11 protein-coding genes are annotated in these 18639 nt (G+C 72.4%); 10 read left to right on the plus strand and 1 reads right to left on the minus strand.

Going from position 1 to position 18639, the window contains the following annotated elements; all coding sequences use genetic code 11:
* Positions 1-337 precede the first annotated feature (337 nt).
* The 3 genes from gabT (at position 338) to ACFVYK_RS35640 (ending at position 4088) form a co-directional block, all read left to right on the plus strand.
* Entirely contained in the window at positions 338-1672 is a 1335-nt protein-coding gene (gene gabT, locus ACFVYK_RS35630) for a 4-aminobutyrate--2-oxoglutarate transaminase (RefSeq protein ID WP_389780886.1), read from the plus strand.
* A gap of 225 nt (positions 1673-1897) precedes the next feature.
* Entirely contained in the window at positions 1898-2620 is a 723-nt protein-coding gene (locus ACFVYK_RS35635; protein ID WP_389780887.1) for a phosphatase PAP2 family protein, read from the plus strand.
* A gap of 22 nt (positions 2621-2642) precedes the next feature.
* Positions 2643-4088 carry an aldehyde dehydrogenase family protein gene (locus ACFVYK_RS35640; protein ID WP_389780888.1) on the plus strand — a complete coding sequence of 482 codons (1446 nt, stop codon included), beginning with the start codon at positions 2643-2645 and terminating at the stop codon, positions 4086-4088.
* A gap of 95 nt (positions 4089-4183) precedes the next feature.
* Here the strand turns inward: ACFVYK_RS35640 and ACFVYK_RS35645 are convergent, their stop codons facing one another.
* A complete protein-coding gene (locus tag ACFVYK_RS35645; protein ID WP_389780889.1) occupies positions 4184-7021 on the minus strand; it encodes a glycoside hydrolase family 3 C-terminal domain-containing protein in 2838 nt (945 codons plus the stop codon).
* A gap of 341 nt (positions 7022-7362) precedes the next feature.
* Here ACFVYK_RS35645 and ACFVYK_RS35650 point away from each other — a divergent pair, with 341 nt between their 5' ends.
* The 7 genes from ACFVYK_RS35650 (at position 7363) to ACFVYK_RS35680 (ending at position 18574) form a co-directional block, all read left to right on the plus strand.
* Positions 7363-9063, plus strand: a complete 1701-nt coding sequence (locus ACFVYK_RS35650) for an extracellular solute-binding protein (protein WP_389780890.1) — start codon at positions 7363-7365, stop codon at positions 9061-9063.
* Between the two features lie 25 nt (positions 9064-9088).
* Positions 9089-10120 (plus strand): ABC transporter permease, encoded by a 1032-nt coding sequence (locus ACFVYK_RS35655; RefSeq protein ID WP_389780891.1) that lies wholly within the window; start codon positions 9089-9091, stop codon positions 10118-10120.
* Complete coding sequence (locus ACFVYK_RS35660; RefSeq protein WP_389780892.1) at positions 10117-11064, plus strand: carbohydrate ABC transporter permease; 948 nt, start codon at positions 10117-10119, stop codon at positions 11062-11064. The genes ACFVYK_RS35655 and ACFVYK_RS35660 overlap by 4 nt, the downstream gene beginning before the upstream one ends.
* Before the next feature lie 272 nt (positions 11065-11336).
* A complete protein-coding gene (locus tag ACFVYK_RS35665) occupies positions 11337-13547 on the plus strand; it encodes a WD40/YVTN/BNR-like repeat-containing protein (protein WP_389780893.1) in 2211 nt (736 codons plus the stop codon).
* A complete protein-coding gene (locus ACFVYK_RS35670; protein WP_389780894.1) occupies positions 13544-15523 on the plus strand; it encodes a beta-galactosidase in 1980 nt (659 codons plus the stop codon). The genes ACFVYK_RS35665 and ACFVYK_RS35670 overlap by 4 nt, the downstream gene beginning before the upstream one ends.
* Positions 15520-17814: a glycoside hydrolase N-terminal domain-containing protein gene (locus tag ACFVYK_RS35675; RefSeq protein ID WP_389780895.1), complete on the plus strand. Its 2295-nt coding sequence runs from the start codon at positions 15520-15522 to the stop codon at positions 17812-17814. Before ACFVYK_RS35670 ends, ACFVYK_RS35675 begins: the two co-directional genes overlap by 4 nt.
* Positions 17815-17860: 46 nt before the next feature.
* Positions 17861-18574 carry a hypothetical protein gene (locus ACFVYK_RS35680; RefSeq protein ID WP_389780896.1) on the plus strand — a complete coding sequence of 238 codons (714 nt, stop codon included), beginning with the start codon at positions 17861-17863 and terminating at the stop codon, positions 18572-18574.
* Positions 18575-18639: the final 65 nt, after the last annotated feature.

Here is an 18639-nt window from a genome sequence, read left to right on the forward strand (position 1 = left end):
GTCGAGGGCGGGTGCGCGGGCCCCGCCGGGCGCGGCACAGGATTCGCATGCGTGCCCCGCGCGTCGTGCGTCCCGTCGCCGTCCATCGCCCTTGCCCCCTGGCCAGCCGTTCCGTCTGTCATCAGCGAGTCAATCTAACGCGCCCGCAACGGGAGTTCACCGCTTACGCGGCGGGGCCCGCCGGGATGGTCCTCCGCCGGCACTGTCCATGACGGACAACCCGGCTCGCCGACACCGCCCACATGGAGCATGCCCACCCCCCGCCCGCCGTCCTAGCCTGCGAGAAAAGAAGGAAAGCGTCCGCACCGCCTCGATCGCAGAACCACAGGAGCCCCTCATGACCGCCCTTCCGCAGGAGCGCCGCGTCGTCACCGCCATCCCCGGCCCGAAGTCGCAGGAGCTGCAGGCCCGCCGTACCGCCGCGGTGGCGGCCGGTGTGGGCTCGGTGCTCCCCGTCTTCACCACGCGCGCGGGCGGCGGCATCATCGAGGACGTCGACGGCAACCGTCTGATCGACTTCGGCTCCGGCATCGCGGTGACCTCCGTCGGCGCGTCCGCCGAGGCCGTCGTGCGCCGGGCCACCGCCCAGCTGGCCGACTTCACCCACACCTGTTTCATGGTCACCCCCTACGAGGGCTACGTGGAGGTCGCCGAGGCCCTCGCCGAGCTGACCCCGGGCGACCACGCCAAGAAGTCCGCGCTGTTCAACAGCGGCGCCGAGGCCGTCGAGAACGCGGTCAAGATCGCCCGCGCGCACACCAAGCGCCAGGCCGTCGTCGTCTTCGACCACGGTTACCACGGCCGGACCAACCTCACCATGGCCCTGACGGCGAAGAACATGCCGTACAAGCACGGCTTCGGCCCGTTCGCGCCCGAGGTCTACCGCGTCCCGGTCGCCTACGGCTACCGCTGGCCCACCGGCGCCGAGAACGCGGGCCCCGAGGCCGCCGCGCAGGCCATCGACCAGATCACCAAGCAGGTCGGCGCGGACAACGTGGCCGCGATCATCATCGAGCCGGTGCTCGGCGAGGGCGGTTTCATCGAGCCCGCCAAGGGCTTCCTGCCGGCCATCAGCCGGTTCGCCTCCGACAACGGCATCGTCTTCGTGGCCGACGAGATCCAGTCCGGCTTCTGCCGCACCGGCCAGTGGTTCGCCTGCGAGGACGAGGGCATCGTCCCCGACCTGATCACCACGGCCAAGGGCATCGCGGGCGGCCTGCCGCTCGCCGCCGTGACCGGCCGCGCCGAGATCATGGACGCCGCGCACGCGGGCGGCCTGGGCGGCACCTACGGCGGCAACCCGGTCGCCTGCGCGGGCGCGCTCGGCGCGATCGAGACGATGAAGGAGCTCGACCTCAACGCCCGGGCGAAGCACATCGAGGCCGTGATGAAGGGCCGCCTGACCGCCATGGCCGAGAAGTTCGACGTCATCGGCGACGTCCGCGGGCGCGGCGCGATGATCGCCGTCGAGCTGGTCCAGGACCGCGCGACGAAGGAGCCGAACCCGGCGGCCACCGCCGCCCTCGCCAAGGCCTGCCACCAGGAGGGGCTGCTGGTCCTGACCTGCGGCACCTACGGCAACGTGCTGCGCTTCCTGCCGCCGCTGGTCATCGGGGACGATCTGCTGAACGAGGGTCTCGACATCATCGAGCAGGCCTTCGCGCGCATCTGAGCCCGGCAGCCGCACACCTGATCCCCCCGCTCGCAGAGCGTGTGAAGAACGTGTGCGAGGAGGATGGCGGGACGGGACACGGCCTGTCGCACCGCCTGTCCCTGCCGTAGGTTCTACCCAGATGAGAGATACACCCCGCCCACAGGGGACTGTGGGCGGACGCCGGGCCGGGGCCTCCTCGGCCTCCTGCCGCCCGCCGTTCTCTTCGCGCTGATCACCTGGCAGGTGTCCGTCCAGGGGCCGCTCCTGAGGTCCGACGAGCGCATCAGCCGCGCCCTGGTCCACCCCGACCGGACCGGCGAACTGCTCTCGGACCTGGGAAACGTGCAGGTGGCGGTGGTCGCCTTGGTGCTCGTCGCGGCCTGGGCCGCCTGGCGGGGGAGGGGCGCGGGCGACGCGCGCTGGTGGGTCCCGCCCGTCGCCGCGCTGTGCCTGATGGCGCTGGTGCCGCTGATCGTCGTCCCGCTGAAGGAGTGGATCGACCGGCCCGGGACGCCCGTCGTGCCGCCGGCCACCGGCTACTACCCCTCCGGGCACACGACCACGGCGGCCGTCGCCTACGGCTCCGCGGTGCTGCTCCTGCTGCCGTGGCTGCGCACCGCGCCCGCCCGCCGGACGGCCGTCGCCCTGGGCGCGATCCTCGTCCTGGCCGTCTCCTTCGGACTGGTCCGGCGGGGCTACCACTGGCCGCTGGACGTCGTCGCCGGCTGGTGCCTGGGCGCGGTGCTGCTCGGCGTGCTGTGGATCTTCCTGGAACGGGAACGGGAACGGGAACGGGGGAGGGACCGGGAGTCGGACGGGGAACGGGAGCGGGAAGGGCTCGGCGCGGGGGTCGGGCGATCGCGCCAAACCGGCGCACACCAGCCGTCCACCCGTACGACTCGGACAAGCGCTCCTTCGGCGTCCCGCCCCTACCGTGGAGCACGGAAACCACAGGACACCCCCTAAGCGGAAGGGCCGGGACTCGCATATGACTTCCCTCCACGCCTTCTGGCTGGCCGGCCGCCAGGTCACCGGCGAGGACAGCTTCGACGTCACCTCCCCCTGGGACGGCCGGCTCGTCGCCCGGGTCGCTCTGCCGACGGACGCGCAGGTCGAGGAGGCCGTGGCCGCCGCGTACGCCGTGCGGGACGAGTTCGCCGCCACCCCGGCCCATGTGCGCGCCGCCGCCCTCGACCACGTCAGCAAGCGGCTCGCCGCGCGCACCGAGGAGATCGCCCAGCTGATCTCCGCCGAGAACGGCAAGCCGATCAAGTGGGCGCGGGGCGAGGTCGGCCGCGCCGTGTCGGTCTTCCGGTTCGCCGCCGAGGAGGCCCGGCGCTTCAACGGCGGCGAGGCCCAGCGCCTGGACACCGACCTCGGCGGCCAGGGGCGGCTCGCCCTGACCCGGCGCTTCCCCAAGGGCGTCGTGCTCGGCATCGCACCGTTCAACTTCCCGCTGAACCTGTGCGCCCACAAGATCGCCCCGGCGATCGCGGCCGGTGCGCCGATCATCCTCAAGCCCGCCCCGGCGACCCCGCTGTCCGGCCTGATCATCGGCGACCTGCTCGCCGAGACGGACCTGCCGGTCGGCTCCTGGTCGATTCTGCCGGTCGCCAACGACCGCATGCCCGCCCTCGTCCAGGACGAGCGGCTGCCCGTCATCTCCTTCACGGGCTCCGAGCAGGTCGGCTACGCGATCATGGACTCGGTGCCGCGCAAGCACTGCACCCTGGAGCTGGGCGGCAACGGCGCGGCCGTGGTCCTCGCGGACTACGCCTCCGACGCCGACCTCGACTGGGCCGCCGCCCGCATCGCGACCTTCTCCAACTACCAGGGCGGCCAGTCCTGCATCTCCGTGCAGCGGGTGATCGCGGACGCCGCGGTGTACGACCGGCTGCTGCCCCGCATCGTCAAGGCCGTCGAGGCGCAGGTCACCGGCGATCCCGCCGACGACGCCACGGACGTCGGCCCGCTGGTCAGCGAGGCCGCGGCCGAACGCGTGGAGGGCTGGGTCGACGAGGCCGTGGCCGCGGGCGCGAAGCTCCTCGCCGGCGGCAAGCGCGACGGCGCCTCCTACGCGCCGACCGTCCTCACCGAGGTGCCGTCGGACACCACGCTCGCCCGCGAGGAGGTCTTCGGACCGGTGCTCACGGTGCAGAAGGTGGACGGGGAGGCCGAGGCCTTCGCGGCCGTCAACTCCTCCAAGTACGGCCTCCAGGCGGGCGTGTTCACCCACGACGTCCAGGTCGCCTTCCGCGCCCACCGCGCGCTGGAGGTCGGCGGCGTCATCGTCGGCGACGTGCCCTCCTACCGCGCCGACCAGATGCCGTACGGCGGTGCCAAGCAGTCCGGCGTGGGCCGCGAGGGCGTCAGGTTCGCGATGGACGACTACACCTACGAGCGGGTGCTGGTCCTGACGGGCCTCGCGCTCTAGTCCGGGGACCGCTCCCCTCCGACCGGCCCGCAGGGGTCCGGCGCCGATGTCTCACGGCGCCGGGCCCCTTCTTCGCGTCGCTCTCCTGCGGGCCCTCAGCCGGAGAAGCCGACGTGCGCGAGCCGCAGCGGGCCGCGCAGTCCGATGCGCAGGTCGCGCACGCCGTCGGCGGCGAAGGCGGCCTGCGCGCGAACGTAGTCGTACGGGCCCGCCGTGGGCGTGCCGAGGGTGAGCACCGTCGGCACGCCGCCCGCGTCCGACGACAGCTCGACCGTGCCCTGTCCGGCCACCATGACCGTCACACGCGTGGCGCCGGCGCCGAAGTCGCAGGCCCGGTAGAGCAGTTCGCCCGTCCCGCCCGCACCCGGCGTCACCGCGTCGCCGGACGTCCTCGTGCGGTCGACGATCTCGACGCCGCTCTGCTCGTCGAAGTCGACGGCCGCCAGGCCGTCGGCCAGGACCTCGCGCGGACCGGACGGCTCGCCGTCGAGGACGACGGTCCCGCGCAGCCGGACGTCCGCGCTGGACGCGCCGGCCAGGAGCTCGTAGGGGCCGGACTCCAGCCGCCACCGGCCGTGCGCCACGTCCCAGAACGCGAACGCGGACAGCGGGACCGCGAAGGACAGCTCCGTCCTCTCGCCGGGCGCCAGACGCACCCGGCGATGATCGAGCAGTTCCCGGCGCGGCCGGACCACCGAGGGCTCCACGGCGCGGGCGTAGAGCTGGGCGACCTCGTCGGCGGCCACCTCACCGGTGTTGGTCAGCGTGAACGCCACGTGCACCGAGCCGCCCCCGACGCGCACGGCCAGGTCGGCGTAGGAGAACGACGCGTACGACAGACCGTGCCCGAACGGGAAGAGCGGGGCGCCCTCGAAGTAGAGGTACGTCTGGCGGGAGCCGATCACGTCGTAGTCGAGCAGGTCGGGCAGATCGGCGTCGTCCGCGTACCAGGTCTGGGGAAGGCGGCCGGCGGGGGAGACGTCGCCCGCAAGGACCCGTGCCAGGGCGGCGCCCGCGGCCTGGCCGCCGTGCGCGGTCCACAGCGCCGCGGACAGCGGCCCCGGCTCGAACGCGTACGGGTACGCGGACACCAGGACCAGCACCGTGCGCCGGTTCGCCGTCCGGGCGGCCGCGAGCAGCCGCTCCTGGTGGGCCGGCAGCCACAGCGTGCCGCGGTCCTCGGTCTCGCGGCCGTTGATGTGCGGGTCGTTGCCCGCCACCACGACGACCACGTCGGCTTCGGCCGCGACCCGCGCCACGGCGTCCTCGCCCCGCTCGACGAGGACGAGCTCGAAGACCTCGGGATCCTCTTCGGCAACCCGCACGCCGTCGGCGGCGACACAGACATGGCGACCCGTGCCCACGTGCAGCAGGAGGTGACCGTTCCCATGCGGTTCGAGGCGGAACGTCTCCTGCACCACCCAGCCGCCGGGCTGGTCGGCGGAGGCGCGCAGCCGGCCGTCCTCGGCGACCGACAGATAGCGGCCGTCGGGGGCGCGCAGCGTGAGCATGCCCTCGCCCCACTCGACGAGCGCCAGCTCCGTGCCGGCCGCGTCCGTGGTCAGCGGGGGGAGGTCGGTGCGGCCGGCGAGAAGCGCCGGGTCGAGCGCGCCCTCGGCGCCGCGCGCGCCGGCCGCCGCCCCGGATGTCTCGGGGACCTTCAGGAACGTCCCGGCGGACGTCCTGAGCAGCACCCGGTCCACGCCCTCCGCGAACTCGACGCGCTCGGCGCCGAACCGCTCGTACAGCCCCTCCAGCGGGGTGGAGCGGTGGATCAGCGTGCCGCTGTACCAGTCGAGCTTGCACTCGTCGGCGAGCAGGCCGACCACCGCGATCCGGGTGCCGGCGGCCAGCGGCAGCACCCCGTCGTTGCGCAGCAGCACGACGGCCCGTTCGGCGGCCTCCTGGGCGAGGGTCCGGTGGGCCGGGGTGTCGAACGCGCCGGCGTCCGCGTGCGGGTCGTGGTGCGGGTCGAACTCGCCGAGGCGGAACCTCACCGACAGCTGACGGCGGACCGCGGTGTCGACGTCCGCCTCCGTCAGCAGGCCCTGCTCCAGGGCGCCCCGGACGCGGGACACGATCGTCGAGCCGTCGGTGCCGTGGTCGGTGAAGCTGTCCACGCCGGCGACCAGCGCCGCCGCGGTCGCCTCCTCATGGGTGTCGAAGTAGTGCTCGGAGTCCACCAGGTTGGAGGGCGCGCCCGCGTCCGAGCAGACCAGCAGCTCGTCGTCGGTCCAGGCGCGCAAGTGCTCGCGCAGATACGGCGAGACGTGGTTGGGGCGGCCGTTGACCAGGTTGTAGGCGGGCATCACCCCGGCCACCGCGCCCGCCCGCACCGTCTCGTCGAAGGCCCGCAGGTCGTACTCGTGCAGCACGCGCGGGCGCACCGACGAGGAGGTGACGTCCCGGCCCGTCTCGTTGTTGTGGGCCAGCCAGTGCTTGAGGACCGGAGCCGTGCGCCAGTACGTGGGGTGATCGCCGCGCAGGCCGTGTGTGTAGGCGGTGGCGATGGCCGAGGTGAGCTTCGGGTCCTCGGAGTAGCCCTCCTCGTTGCGGCCCCACAGGGGGTGGCGCAACAGGTTGACGGTGGGCGACCAGACGTTGAGGCCGACGCGTTCGTCGCGGGCGCGCATCGCGCGCACCTCCCGCGACACCGCCTCGCCGACCCGGCGCACGAGGTCGGTGTCCCAGGTCGCGCCCAGGCCCACCGCCTGCGGGAACACCGTCGCCGGCCCCATCCAGGCGACGCCGTGCAGGGCTTCCTGACCGGTACGGAACGCGGCGACGCCGAGGCGCTCCACGGCGGGCGCGAACTGGTGCAGGAAGGAGACCTTCTCGTCGAGCGTCAGACGCGACAGCAGGTCGTCGATGCGCTTCGCGAACGGCAGCTGCGGATCGCGGAAAGGCGGCGTGGGCGGCGTGTGTGCGGTCACGTGGGGATCCCTTTGCGGTGGGCCGGGAAGGCTCTTTCGAAGCGCTTCGATGCTCATTCGCGCGAGGACGGGTGTCAAGAGAACCTCACGCTGATTTCAAGCAGGCCATACCCACATGTCACCCCTGACGCCTCGGAGGAATCTTGGGGACGGCCCTTGTGCACCCCCGGGTGTTCACTTAACCTCGCAGCAACATCGAAGCGCTTCGACTGAGTGGGGACGAGTTCGACGTCGTCGGTCGGGTCGGTCGGGGGATCGCTTCAGCTCAGCCAGTTCCACTCGAGACACCGCAGCCGACGGCCACCGCCGGGTGTCCTGGTGCGCCATGAAGGGTTGACGCAATGACGCCGAACGCCGCTTCCCCCTCTTCAGGTCCTTCCGGACCCAGCCGGAGAAGCTTCCTCGCCTCCACGGCGGTCGCCACCGCAGCGGTGGCGGGAGGGATGCCGTTGCTGGCCGCCTGCGGGGGCTCGGACAGCGGCTCGCGCGAGGGCGCGACGTCGGGCAAGGACGCGAAGAAGATCCTCCCGGCGTTCGTGGCGAGCAGCGTGGTCACGCCGGACATCCCGGCCAAGAACGGCTCGGCGATGGGCTTCACCGCCAAACTCGATGTCGACACGCTGAAGGCCTCGGTGCCGAAGAAGCTCGGCAGCGGCGGCAAGGTCACCGTGATGTCGCCGTTCTGGGGCTCCCCGCCCAAGGCCGACAACGCCTACTACCGGGGGATGAACTCGCTCATCGGCGTCGACGTCGTCTGGCAGAACCAGGACGGCAACACCTACGACCAGAAGCTCGGCGCGGTCCTCGCCTCCAGCGACGTGCCGGACGTCGTGGTCGTCCCCGGCTGGAACATGACCGGCCGGATACCCAGCGCGATCATCAGCAAGTTCGCCGACCTCGGGCCGTACCTCTCCGGGGACGCCGTCAAGGAGTACCCGAACCTCGCCGCGATCCCCACGGACGCCTGGCAGCGGTCCATCTTCGGCGGGAAGCTGCTCGGCCTGCCGCAGCCCGCGCCGTACGTGACGGGCATCGTGCCCCTGTACCGCAAGGACGTCTTCGACAAGCAGGGGTACACCGTCCCGCGCTCCGCGGACGAGTTCACGGCTCTGGCCAAGGAGATCACCAACGCCAAGGCCAAGCGGTGGGCCTGTCTGGACATGAAGTGGACCGCCTGGCAGATGTTCGGGGTGCTCTCCGGCAGCGAGAAGCCCCTCGGCTGGAACCTCGTCGACGGCAAGCTCGTCAACCGCTGCGAGACCGAGGAGTACCTGGAAGCGCTGGAGTGGACCCGTAAGCTCTTCGCCGCCGGGGTCGTGCACCCCGACGCCGCACTGGGCAAGACGGCCCCCGACCCCGGCCCCAAGTTCGCCGCCGGCGAGTTCCTCATCTACGCCAACAACATCAGCCAGTGGTGGGGCCGCACCGCCGAACAGGCCACCCAGAACCCCGAGTTCAAGATCTGGGGCATGGACGTCTTCGCGCACGACGGCGGCGACCCGCATCTCTGGGCCGAACAGCCCGCAGGCATCTTCGCGTTCGTCAACAAGAAGGCGTCCGAGTCGGTCATCCGTGACGTGCTGGCCGTCGCCAACGTCACCGCCGCTCCGTACGGCACCAAGGAGTACATGATGACCAACTACGGTGTGGAGGGCACCGACTACATCGTCAAGGACGGCGTCCCGGTCAAGACCGACAAGGGCAACAACGAGGTGTCGAACGCGTACGTCATGGTCGCGAGCCCCGCCGCCACCATCGCGCACCCCGACTTCCCCGCCGTCGCCAAGGCGCAGGTCGAGTGGCAGCAGCACGCGGGCGCCTTCACCAAGAAGTCCTCGTTCTACGGCATGCAGATCACCGAGCCGGCCCGCTACACCAACCTCTCCGACGGCTTCGAGCAGCTGGAGGACGACATCACCCGGGGCCGCAAGAAGATCAGCGACATGCAGCAGGCCGTCTCCGACTGGAAGAGCAAGGGCGGCGACAAGCTGCGCGACTGGTACCAGAAGCTGCTCGACGACAACGGCACGGCGGCGGGCTGACCGGCGGCGAGGCAAGGAGAACACCGTGGCCCACAGCACGGTGCCTCGGAGCGAGGCCGAGGCGGACGAGACGGCGAACACCCCGGCGGCGTCCGGCGAGGCGGACGCCCGGCGAAAACCGCCCTCGGGAAAGCTGAGCCTGCGTCTGCGGTTCAGACGCGACCGGGTCCTGCTCCTGATGACGCTGCCGGCCCTTCTGCTCGTCCTGGTCTTCAGCTACGTGCCGATCCTCGGCAACGTCGTCGCCTTCCAGGACTACGACCCCTACGCCAGCGACAACGGGATCGTCTCGATCCTGCACAGCCCCTGGGTGGGGTTCGACAACTTCCAGCGGATCTTCGCGGACTCGGCGTTCTGGGACGCGGTCCGCAACACCCTGGTGCTGTTCGGCCTCCAGCTGGTGCTGTACTTCCCCATCCCGATCATGCTCGCGCTGCTCATCAACAGCGTGGTCAGGCCCAAGGTGCGGGCGCTCTCGCAGGCGATCCTCTATCTGCCCCACTTCTTCTCCTGGGTCCTGGTCATCGCCGTCTTCCAGCAGTTGTTCGGCGGTGCGGGGCTGCTCTCCCAGCTGCTGCGGCAGCACGGCTACGACGGCCTCGACATCATGACCGACCCCGCGACCTTCAAGTTCCTGATCACCGCCGAGAGCGTGTGGAAGGACGCGGGGTGGGGGATCATCGTCTTCCTCGCGGCCCTGGCCTCCGTCCCGACCGACCTGTACGAGGCCGCGGCGATGGACGGCGCCGGCCGCTGGCGCCGCATGTGGCACGTGACGCTCCCGGCTCTGCGCCCGGTGATCGCGCTGCTGCTGGTGCTGCGGGTCGGCGACGCGCTGACGGTCGGGTTCGAACAGATCCTGCTGCAACGCGACGCGGTGGGACCCGGCGCGGCCGAGGTTCTCGACACCTTCGTCTGGTGGAACGGTGTGCGCAACCAGGACTTCGGCTACGCGGCCGCCGCCGGTCTGGTCAAGGGCGTCGTCAGCCTCGGGCTGGTCCTCGCCGCGAACAAGGTGGCCCATCTCATGGGCGAGCAGGGGGTGTACAAGAAGTGAGCGCGACACTGGAGAAGCCGGCGCGCCGACCGGCCGGCACGAGCGGGCTGTGGTCGGCGCCGGCCCGGCCGGCCTGGGAGGAGGAGCCCGGCAGAGCGGGCCTCGCGGGCAAGGGCCTCGTCCTGGCGCTGGCCTGCCTGGGGATCCTCTTCCCCATCTGGATCGTCGTCGTCACCAGCCTCTCCTCGCGCAGGACGATCGACGAGGCGGGCGGCCTGGTGATGATCCCCAAGGGCGTCACCTTCGTCGCGTACAAGGAACTGCTGAGCGGCGGGCAGGTGACCCGGGCCGCGGTGATCAGCGTCCTGATCACGCTGGTCGGCACGCTGTTCTCGATGGCGGTGTCCGTGCTGTGCGCCTACGGCCTCTCCCGCACGGGGTCGCTGGGCCACCGCTGGCTGCTCCTGGCCCTGCTCGCCACGATGTTCTTCAGCGCCGGTCTCATTCCGACGTATCTGCTGGTGCAGTCCCTCGGTCTGACGGACAGCTATCTCGCGCTGATCCTGCCGAGCGCGCTCAGCGTCTTCAACATCCTCGTCCTGCGCGGCTTCTTCATGGGCATCTCGCAAGAGCTCGTCGACAGCGCGCGCATCGACGGGGCCGGCGACTTCCGGATCCTGTGGCAGATCGTCATGCCGCTGTCGCGAGCTGTCCTCGCGGTGATCACCCTGTTCTACGCCGTCGGCTACTGGAGCGCCTGGTTCAACGCCTCGCTCTACCTGAACGACCAGGACATGATGCCGCTGCAGAACGTGATGATCCAGCTCGTGCAGAAGCAGGAGGCGCCGGTCGGCCTGGGCCAGGCCATCAAGACCGGCCAGCTGTCCGGCCTGGCGGTTCAGATGGCGGTGATGGTGATGGCCCTGCTGCCGGTCGCGGTGCTCTCACCGTTCGTCCAGAAGCACTTCAAGAAGGGAATGCTGACGGGGGCGGTCAAGGGGTAGCGCCCGGGCCGGGCAACGCCTTCGCGGCGGCGTTGCCCGCCGGCCTCCGGGCCGGCCTCCGGGCCGGCCGCCGACGGCCGGAGCCGCGACTGTGCCGCGCGACCGCGCCTCGACCCCGGACCCGCGCCGCCGGGCGAGGTGAAGTCGTCAGCCCTCCCCGCACGGTCGCGGGCAGCCGAACCCCGCGGCGGCGCACCGCCGACGCGTGAGAGTGCCCCGCCCCCCACGGCAACCCACGTTCCCGCCCCCTCACCCCCCCCCGAGGTGCCCCCATGCCCGTCTCCCGCCGCACCGTCCTCGCCGGCACCGCAGCCGCCGCCGCGCTCACCGCCCTGCCCTCCCCGCAGCAAGACGCCCACGCGGCGCAGGCCGGCGCGAAGCTCGCCCCCGCCTACCGGTGGCGCAACGTCGCCGTCGGCGGCACCGGGTTCGTCACCGGCGTCCTCTTCCACCCGGCCGTCCGCGGTCTCGCCTACGCCCGTACCGACATCGGCGGCGCCTACCGCTGGGACGACGGACCCGCCCGGTGGACCCCCCTCACCGACCACCTCGGCTGGGACGACTGGAACCTCCTCGGCGTGGAGGCCCTGGCCGTCGACCCCGCACACCCGGACCGTCTCTACCTCGCGCTCGGCGCCTACGCCCAGCCCTGGGCCGGCGACGGCGCGGTCCTGCGCTCCGAGGACCGCGGCGCCACCTGGACCCGCGCCGACCTCGCCGTGCGGCTCGGCGGCAACGAGGACGGCCGGGGGGCCGGGGAACGGCTGCTGGTCGATCCCCGCGACAGCGACACCCTGTGGCTGGGCACGCGGCACGACGGCCTGCTCAGGTCGACCGACCGCGGCGCCACCTGGGCGGCCGCCCCCGGCTTCCCGGCCACGCCCACGGCCGGCGGGCAGGGCGTCACGCTGCTCGTCGCCGCCGGGCGCGCGCTGTACGCGGGCTGGGGCGACTCCGACGGGACCTCGGCCAACCTGTACCGCACGACCGACGGCCGAGGCTGGCACGCCGTACCCGGGCAGCCCTCCGGGGCCTCCGCCAAGGTGCCGATCCGCGCCGCGTACGACCGCCACGCCCGCGAGCTGTACCTGACGTACGCGGACGCCCCCGGTCCCAACGGCCAGTCCACCGGCAGCGTGCACAAGCTGGCCACCGCCACCGGCGGCTGGAGCGACGTCACGCCGGTGAAGCCAGGCGGGACCACCGACGAGGGCGCCGACACCTTCGGCTACGGCGGCGTCGCCGTGGACGCCCGCCGTCCCGGCGTGGCCGTCGTGTCCACCAACAACCGCTGGGCGGCCGTCGACACCCTGTACCGGACCACCAACGGCGGACGCGACTGGACCTCCCTCAAGGACTCGGCGGTCCTCGACGTCTCCGAGACGCCGTTCCTCGCCTTCGGCGCCGACGAGCCCAAGTTCGGCTGGTGGATCCAGGCCGTCGCCGTCGACCCGTACGACGCGCGGCACGTCGTGTACGGCACCGGCGCCACCCTGTACGGCACCCGCGACCTGAAGCACTGGGCGCCGCAGATCCGCGGCCTGGAGGAGACCTCCGTACGCCAGCTGATCTCGCCCCCGACCGGAGAGGCCCACCTGATCAGCGGCCTCGGGGACGTCGGCGTGATGTACCACGAGCGGCTCACGGCCTCGCCGTCGCGGGGCATGGCGACGAACCCCGTCTTCGGATCGGCCACGGGCCTGGCCCAGGCCGCGGCCAGGCCCTCCTACGTCGTCCGCACCGGGTTCGGCGACCACGGCAACGGCGCCTGGTCGCACGACGGCGGCAGATCCTGGGCCCCCTTCGCCGCCCAGCCCGCCCTCGCCAAGGACGCACCCGGGCCGATCGCCGTCAACGCCGACGCCGGGGTGCTGCTGTGGACCTTCGTGCACTGGGACGGCACCAAGTACCCCGCCCAGCGCTCCGCCGACAACGGGGCGACCTGGTCCGAGGTCGCCACCTTCCCCAAGGGCGCCGCTCCGCTCGCCGATCCGGTCGACCCGACGCGCTTCTACGCCTACGACACCGACACCGGAACCCTGTTCGCCAGCACGGACGGCGGACGCACGTTCACCGCGCGCGCGGACGGACTGCCCTCCGGCGACAGCCAGTTCCAGCTGGCCGCGGCCCCGGGACGCTCCGGCGACCTGTGGCTGAGCGCCAAGGGGAACGGCCTGTACCGGTCCACCGACGGCGGCGCGAGCTTCACCCCGGTCGACAGCTGCCGGGCCGCGTACACCCTCGCCTTCGGCAGGGCCGCCGCCGGAGCCGACCACCCGACGCTGTACCTGGTCGGCTCCACCGGGGGGATCACCGCGGTGTACCGCTCCGACGACGGCGCGAAGACCTGGACGCGGATCAACGACGACCGTCACCAGTGGGGCTGGATCGGCGCGACCATCGCCGCCGATCCGCGCGTCCACGGCCGGGTCTACATCGCCACCAACGGCCGGGGCATCCAGTACGGGGAGCCCGCCCGATGACCGCCGGCGATCGGCCGGGCCTCGCCGACGCCACCCGCGGCCGCATCCTCTTCGGCGGCGACTACAACCCCGAGCAGTGGCCCGAGGAGACCTGGCACGAGGACGTCCGGCTCATGCGGGAGGCCGGCGTCAACTCCGTGACCCTCGGCGTCTTCTCCTGGTCCAGGATCGAACCGGAGCCGGGAGCACGCGACTTCGGCTGGCTCGACACGCTGATGGACCTGATGCACGCGGGCGGCATCGGCGTCGTGCTCGCCACCCCGACCTCCGCGCCGCCCCCCTGGCTCGGCCGGCTCCACCCGGACACGCTGCCCCGTGACGAGAACGGGAACGTCGAGTGGTGGGGCGGCCGTCAGCACTTCTCGCACTCCAGCGCCACCTACCGGCGCCACGCGGCGGCCATCACCGAGGACCTGGCCGCCCGCTACGCCGGCCATCCCGCCCTCACGATGTGGCACATCAACAACGAGTACTGCACCGCCGACCACGGCGACGAGGCGGCCGCCGCCTTCCGCCGCTGGCTGCGCGCGAGGTACGGCACGCTCGACGCCCTCAACACCGCCTGGGGCACGGCCTTCTGGAGCCAGGGCTACGACAGCTGGGACAGCGTCCTGCCCGCCCGCCGCGCCCACTACCTGAAGAACCCGACCCAGGTGCTGGACTTCCGGCGCTTCACCTCCGACATGCTCCTGGAGTGCTACCTCGCCGAGCGGGACATCGTCGTCCGGCACACCCCGCACATCCCGGTCACCACCAACTTCATGCCGCTGTTCATCGGCCAGGACGCCTGGCGCTGGGCCCAGGAGGAGGACGTCGTCTCCGTCGACCTCTACCCCGACCCGCGCGACCCCCTCGGCGGTCGGCACGGCGCGCTCGTCCAGGACCTGACCCGCTCCCAGGCCCGCGGCCCCTGGATGCTGATGGAGCAGGCGGCGGGACCCGTCAACTGGCGCGGGGTGAACCACCCCAAACCGCGCGGGCTCAACCGGCTGTGGTCCCTGCAGGCCGTGGCCCGAGGCGCGGACGCCGTCTGCTACTTCCAGTGGCGGCAGTCCCGGCAGGGCGCCGAGAAGTTCCACTCCGGGATGGTCGGCCACGCGGGGGAGCGGGGCCGCACCTTCCAGGAGATCAAGCAACTCGGCGCCGAACTGGCGCGCGTGGGACCCGAAGTGACTGGCCGTCACGTACACGCGGACGTCGCGGTCCTGCACGACTGGCACGCCTGGTGGGCCGGCGCCCAGGAGGGCCGCCCCTCCGCGCACGTCGACCACGCGGTCGTCCTGCACGCCTGGCACCGGGCCCTGGGGGAGGCCGGTCTCGCCACCGACTTCGCCCACCCCGAGCACGACCTCACCGGCTACCGGCTGGTCGTCGTCCCGCAGCTGTACGCGATGACGGACACCGCGATCGACAACCTCGTCTCCCACGTCCGCGGCGGCGGCGCCCTGGCGGCCGGATTCCTGACCGGGGTGGCCGACCAGGACGACCGGGTCCGCCCGGGCGGCATGGACGCCAGGCTGCGCGAGCTGTTCGGCATCCGCACCCTGCACGAGTGGTGGCCGCTGGAGCCGGGGGAGAGCGTCGCGACCGACGCCTTCGACGCGACCCTGTGGTCGGAGGAGCTGGAAGCCGAGGAGGACGCGGTCGAGGCCGTCTACCGGGGCGGCGAACTCGACCGGCTGCCCGCCGTCCTGCACCAGGGCCGCGCCTGGTACCTCTCCACGCTCCCCGAGCCGGACGCCCTGCGCGACCTGCTCGCGCGGATCGCCGCCGACGCGGGCGTCCGGCCCGTCGTCGAAGGCCTCCCGCCGGGCGTCGAGGCCGTGCGCCGGGGCGACCTGCTGTTCCTCCTCCACCACGGCCGCGAACCGGTCACCGTCGAACTGCCCGGCGCCCACCACGACCTGCTGACCGGGACCACGCTCACGGACGAGATCACGCTGGGCCGCTACGGCGTGGTGGTGCTGCGCTCATGACCGACGCCTCCGCACACCCGCACCCGGCCCGCCCGCACCCGGCCCACCCGCACCCCGACAGCGTCCACCCCGCCCGCCCGGACGCCGACGGCCCCGTGCACGGCACCTACGAGTACGAGCCGGCCCGGCGCTGGGAGGACGCCTACCTCAGCGGCAACGGCCGGCACGGCGCCCTCGTGTTCGGCGACCCCTACGACGACCGCGTCGTCGTCACCCACCACACCCTGGTCCGCCCCAACGGCGCCGAGCACGCCCGGCCGCCCGAGCTGGCCGGACAACTGGCCTCCGTACAGGACAGGTTGCTCGCCGGAGACCAGGCCGCCGCCGAGGACTTCACCGACCACCGGCCTCTGCAGTGGGTCCAGCCCTTCCACCCGGCCTTCCAGGTCCGGCTGAGCAGGGCGCCCTCGGACGAGCCGCGCCGCCACCGCACGCGTTCCGTCGACTTCACCACCGGCGAGACCACGGCGACCTGCGTCGGCGGCGTCAGCCGGCTCTTCGTCTCCCGCGCCGACGACGTGATCGTCCAGCAGGTCACCGGCCTCGACCTGGACGTCTCCCTCGACCACCGGCTGCCCGGCGCACCCGCGGACCTGGCCGTCGGACAGGGGTCCGTCCTCACCCCCGACGGCGCCCTGCTCACCCTGCGCGCCCGCTATCCGGGCAGCGACCGCGGCTACACGGGCGTGACGCTCGTCGTCGTCACCGGCGGCCGCACCGCGCTCCTGCTCCCCGGCGTGCGGATCACCGGAGCCCGGTCCGTGCTGCTGCTCACCCGGGTGCGCCGGCACACCGGCGAACTGGACGTCGCCGCGGAACAGCGCGACCTGGCCGATCTGCCGCACTCCTACGACGACCTGCTCGCCCGCCACCTCCCCCGGCACCGCACCGCCTACGAGCGCGTCACCCTCGACCTGCACGCCGACCCGGCCGAGCGCGGCCTGCCCGGCTCCGAGCTGCTGGAACGCCCCCGCAGCAGGGCGCTTCTCGAGCGTCTCTTCGCCGCCGGCCGCTATCACCTGCTCTCCTCCTCCGGCCTGTGCCCGCCCCGGCTGACCGGCCTGTGGACCGGGGACTGGGACACGGCGTGGTCGGGGGCCTTCACCACCAACGCCAACCTCAACCTCCAGACGGCCTCGGCCGCCTCCGCCGCCCTGCCCGAGGTCAGCGCGGCCCTCGCCGCGCTGATCGAACGGCAGTTGCCGCACTGGCGCGAGAACGCCCGCGCGATCTTCGGCGCCCGCGGCGTCGTCGCTCCCACCCACACGGACGGCGAGTCCGGGTACACGTACCACTTCGCCCGCGAGTACCCGCACCAGCTGTGGACGGCCGGCGCGGACTGGCTGCTCAAACCCCTCGTCGACCACGACGAGACGCACGGCGCCCGCGACCCCCGCACCGCTGCCGCCCTCGCCGAGGTCGCCCTGTTCTACGAGGACTTCCTCACCCGGACCGACCCCGACGACCCAGGGGGCCGGCTCGTCGTCGTCCCCTCCTACTCGCCGGAGAACCGGCCCGCGGGCGGCAGCTGGGGCGCCATGAACGCGGCGATGGACCTCTCGGCGGCCCGGCACGCGCTCCTGACGGCCGCCGACTACCACCCGGGCACCGCCGACGCGGACCGCTGGCGCGCCCTCGCCGCCCGCCTCCCACCGCACCGGGTGAACGGCGACGGCGCCCTCGCCGAGTGGGCCAGGGCCGGCCTCGACGACACCTACGACCACCGCCACCTGAGCCATCTCTACGGGGTCTGGCCCCTCGACGAGATCAACCCGCACGACACCCCCCGGCCGGCCGCCGCCGCCCGTCGCGCCCTCGAACTGCGCGGCGCCGAGAACGACTCCGCCCACGGCCATCTGCACCACGCGCTGATCGCGGCCCGCCTCGGGGACGGCCACCGGGTCGCCCACGCCCTCGCGCAGGTCCTCGACGGAGACTTCTTCCACGACTCCCTGATGAGCGCCCACTACCCCCACCGCGACGTCTACAACGCCGACGCCGCGCACGCCCTGCCCGCGGTGCTCATCGAGACGCTCGTCCAGTCGACCCCCGACCGGCTGGTCCTGCTGCCCGCGCTCACCGACGCCCTGCCGTCGGGCGAACTGCGGGGCGTGCGCACCCGGTTCGGCGCCGAACTCGACCTGTCCTGGGGCCCGGACGGCGTCCGGGCCGTCCTCAGGCCGCACCGCACGCACCGCATCGAAGTCCGGACTTCCGCCGGCGACGCGGCCGCACAGCCGCTCGACCTCGTCGCCGGAGAAGACCACGTCCTCACGCTGAGGACGTGGTGACTCCCCCCGAAGAAGCGCACTTCCCCCCACCCATGGAAGGGACACCATGGCAACACGCACCCTGAACAGGATCGGCAAGGCCCTGCTGGCTCCGGCGCTCGCGCTGGGCGCCACCGTCGGCCTCGCCTCCGCCCCCGCCTCGGCCGCCGTCTGGAACTCCTGCGACCAGTGGGGCAGCACCAGCCTCAACGGCTACACGCTCTACAACAACATCTGGGGCTCCGGCGCCGGCAGCCAGTGCGTCTGGGCCAACTCCGGCACCAACTGGGGCGTCTGGGCCGACCACCCCAACACCGGCGGCATCAAGTCGTACCCCGACTCCAAGAAGGTGATCAACAAGTCGATCACCTCGCTGGGCTCGCTCTCCAGCAGCTACAACGTCACCGTCCCGTCGTCCGGCGCCTACAACACGTCCTACGACATCTGGGACACCGACTACGACTACGAGATCATGCTCTGGGTCAACAAGACCGGAGCCGTCGGGCCGCTGGGCTCCTCGCAGGGCAACGTGACGCTCGGCGGCCACACCTGGACCGTGTACAAGGGCAGCAACGGCGCCAACCAGGTGTTCTCCTTCGTCCGCACCTCCAACTCGTCCTCCGGCACGGTGAACATCCTGCCGATCCTCAAGTGGATCAAAGACACCAAGGGCTGGTTCGGCAACGAGACCATCGGCGACGTCCAGTTCGGCTACGAGATCACCTCGTCGTCCGGCGGCCTCGACTTCACCACCAACAACCTCACCGTCAGCAGCAGCTGACCTGACCGCGGTGCGGCGTGGGGTCGGCCGAGCACTCGCGTGCGAGCGCCTCCCCGCGCCGCGCC

Source organism: Streptomyces sp. NPDC058291, from assembly GCF_042880855.1.
In the GTDB taxonomy this organism is placed as follows: domain Bacteria; phylum Actinomycetota; class Actinomycetes; order Streptomycetales; family Streptomycetaceae; genus Streptomyces.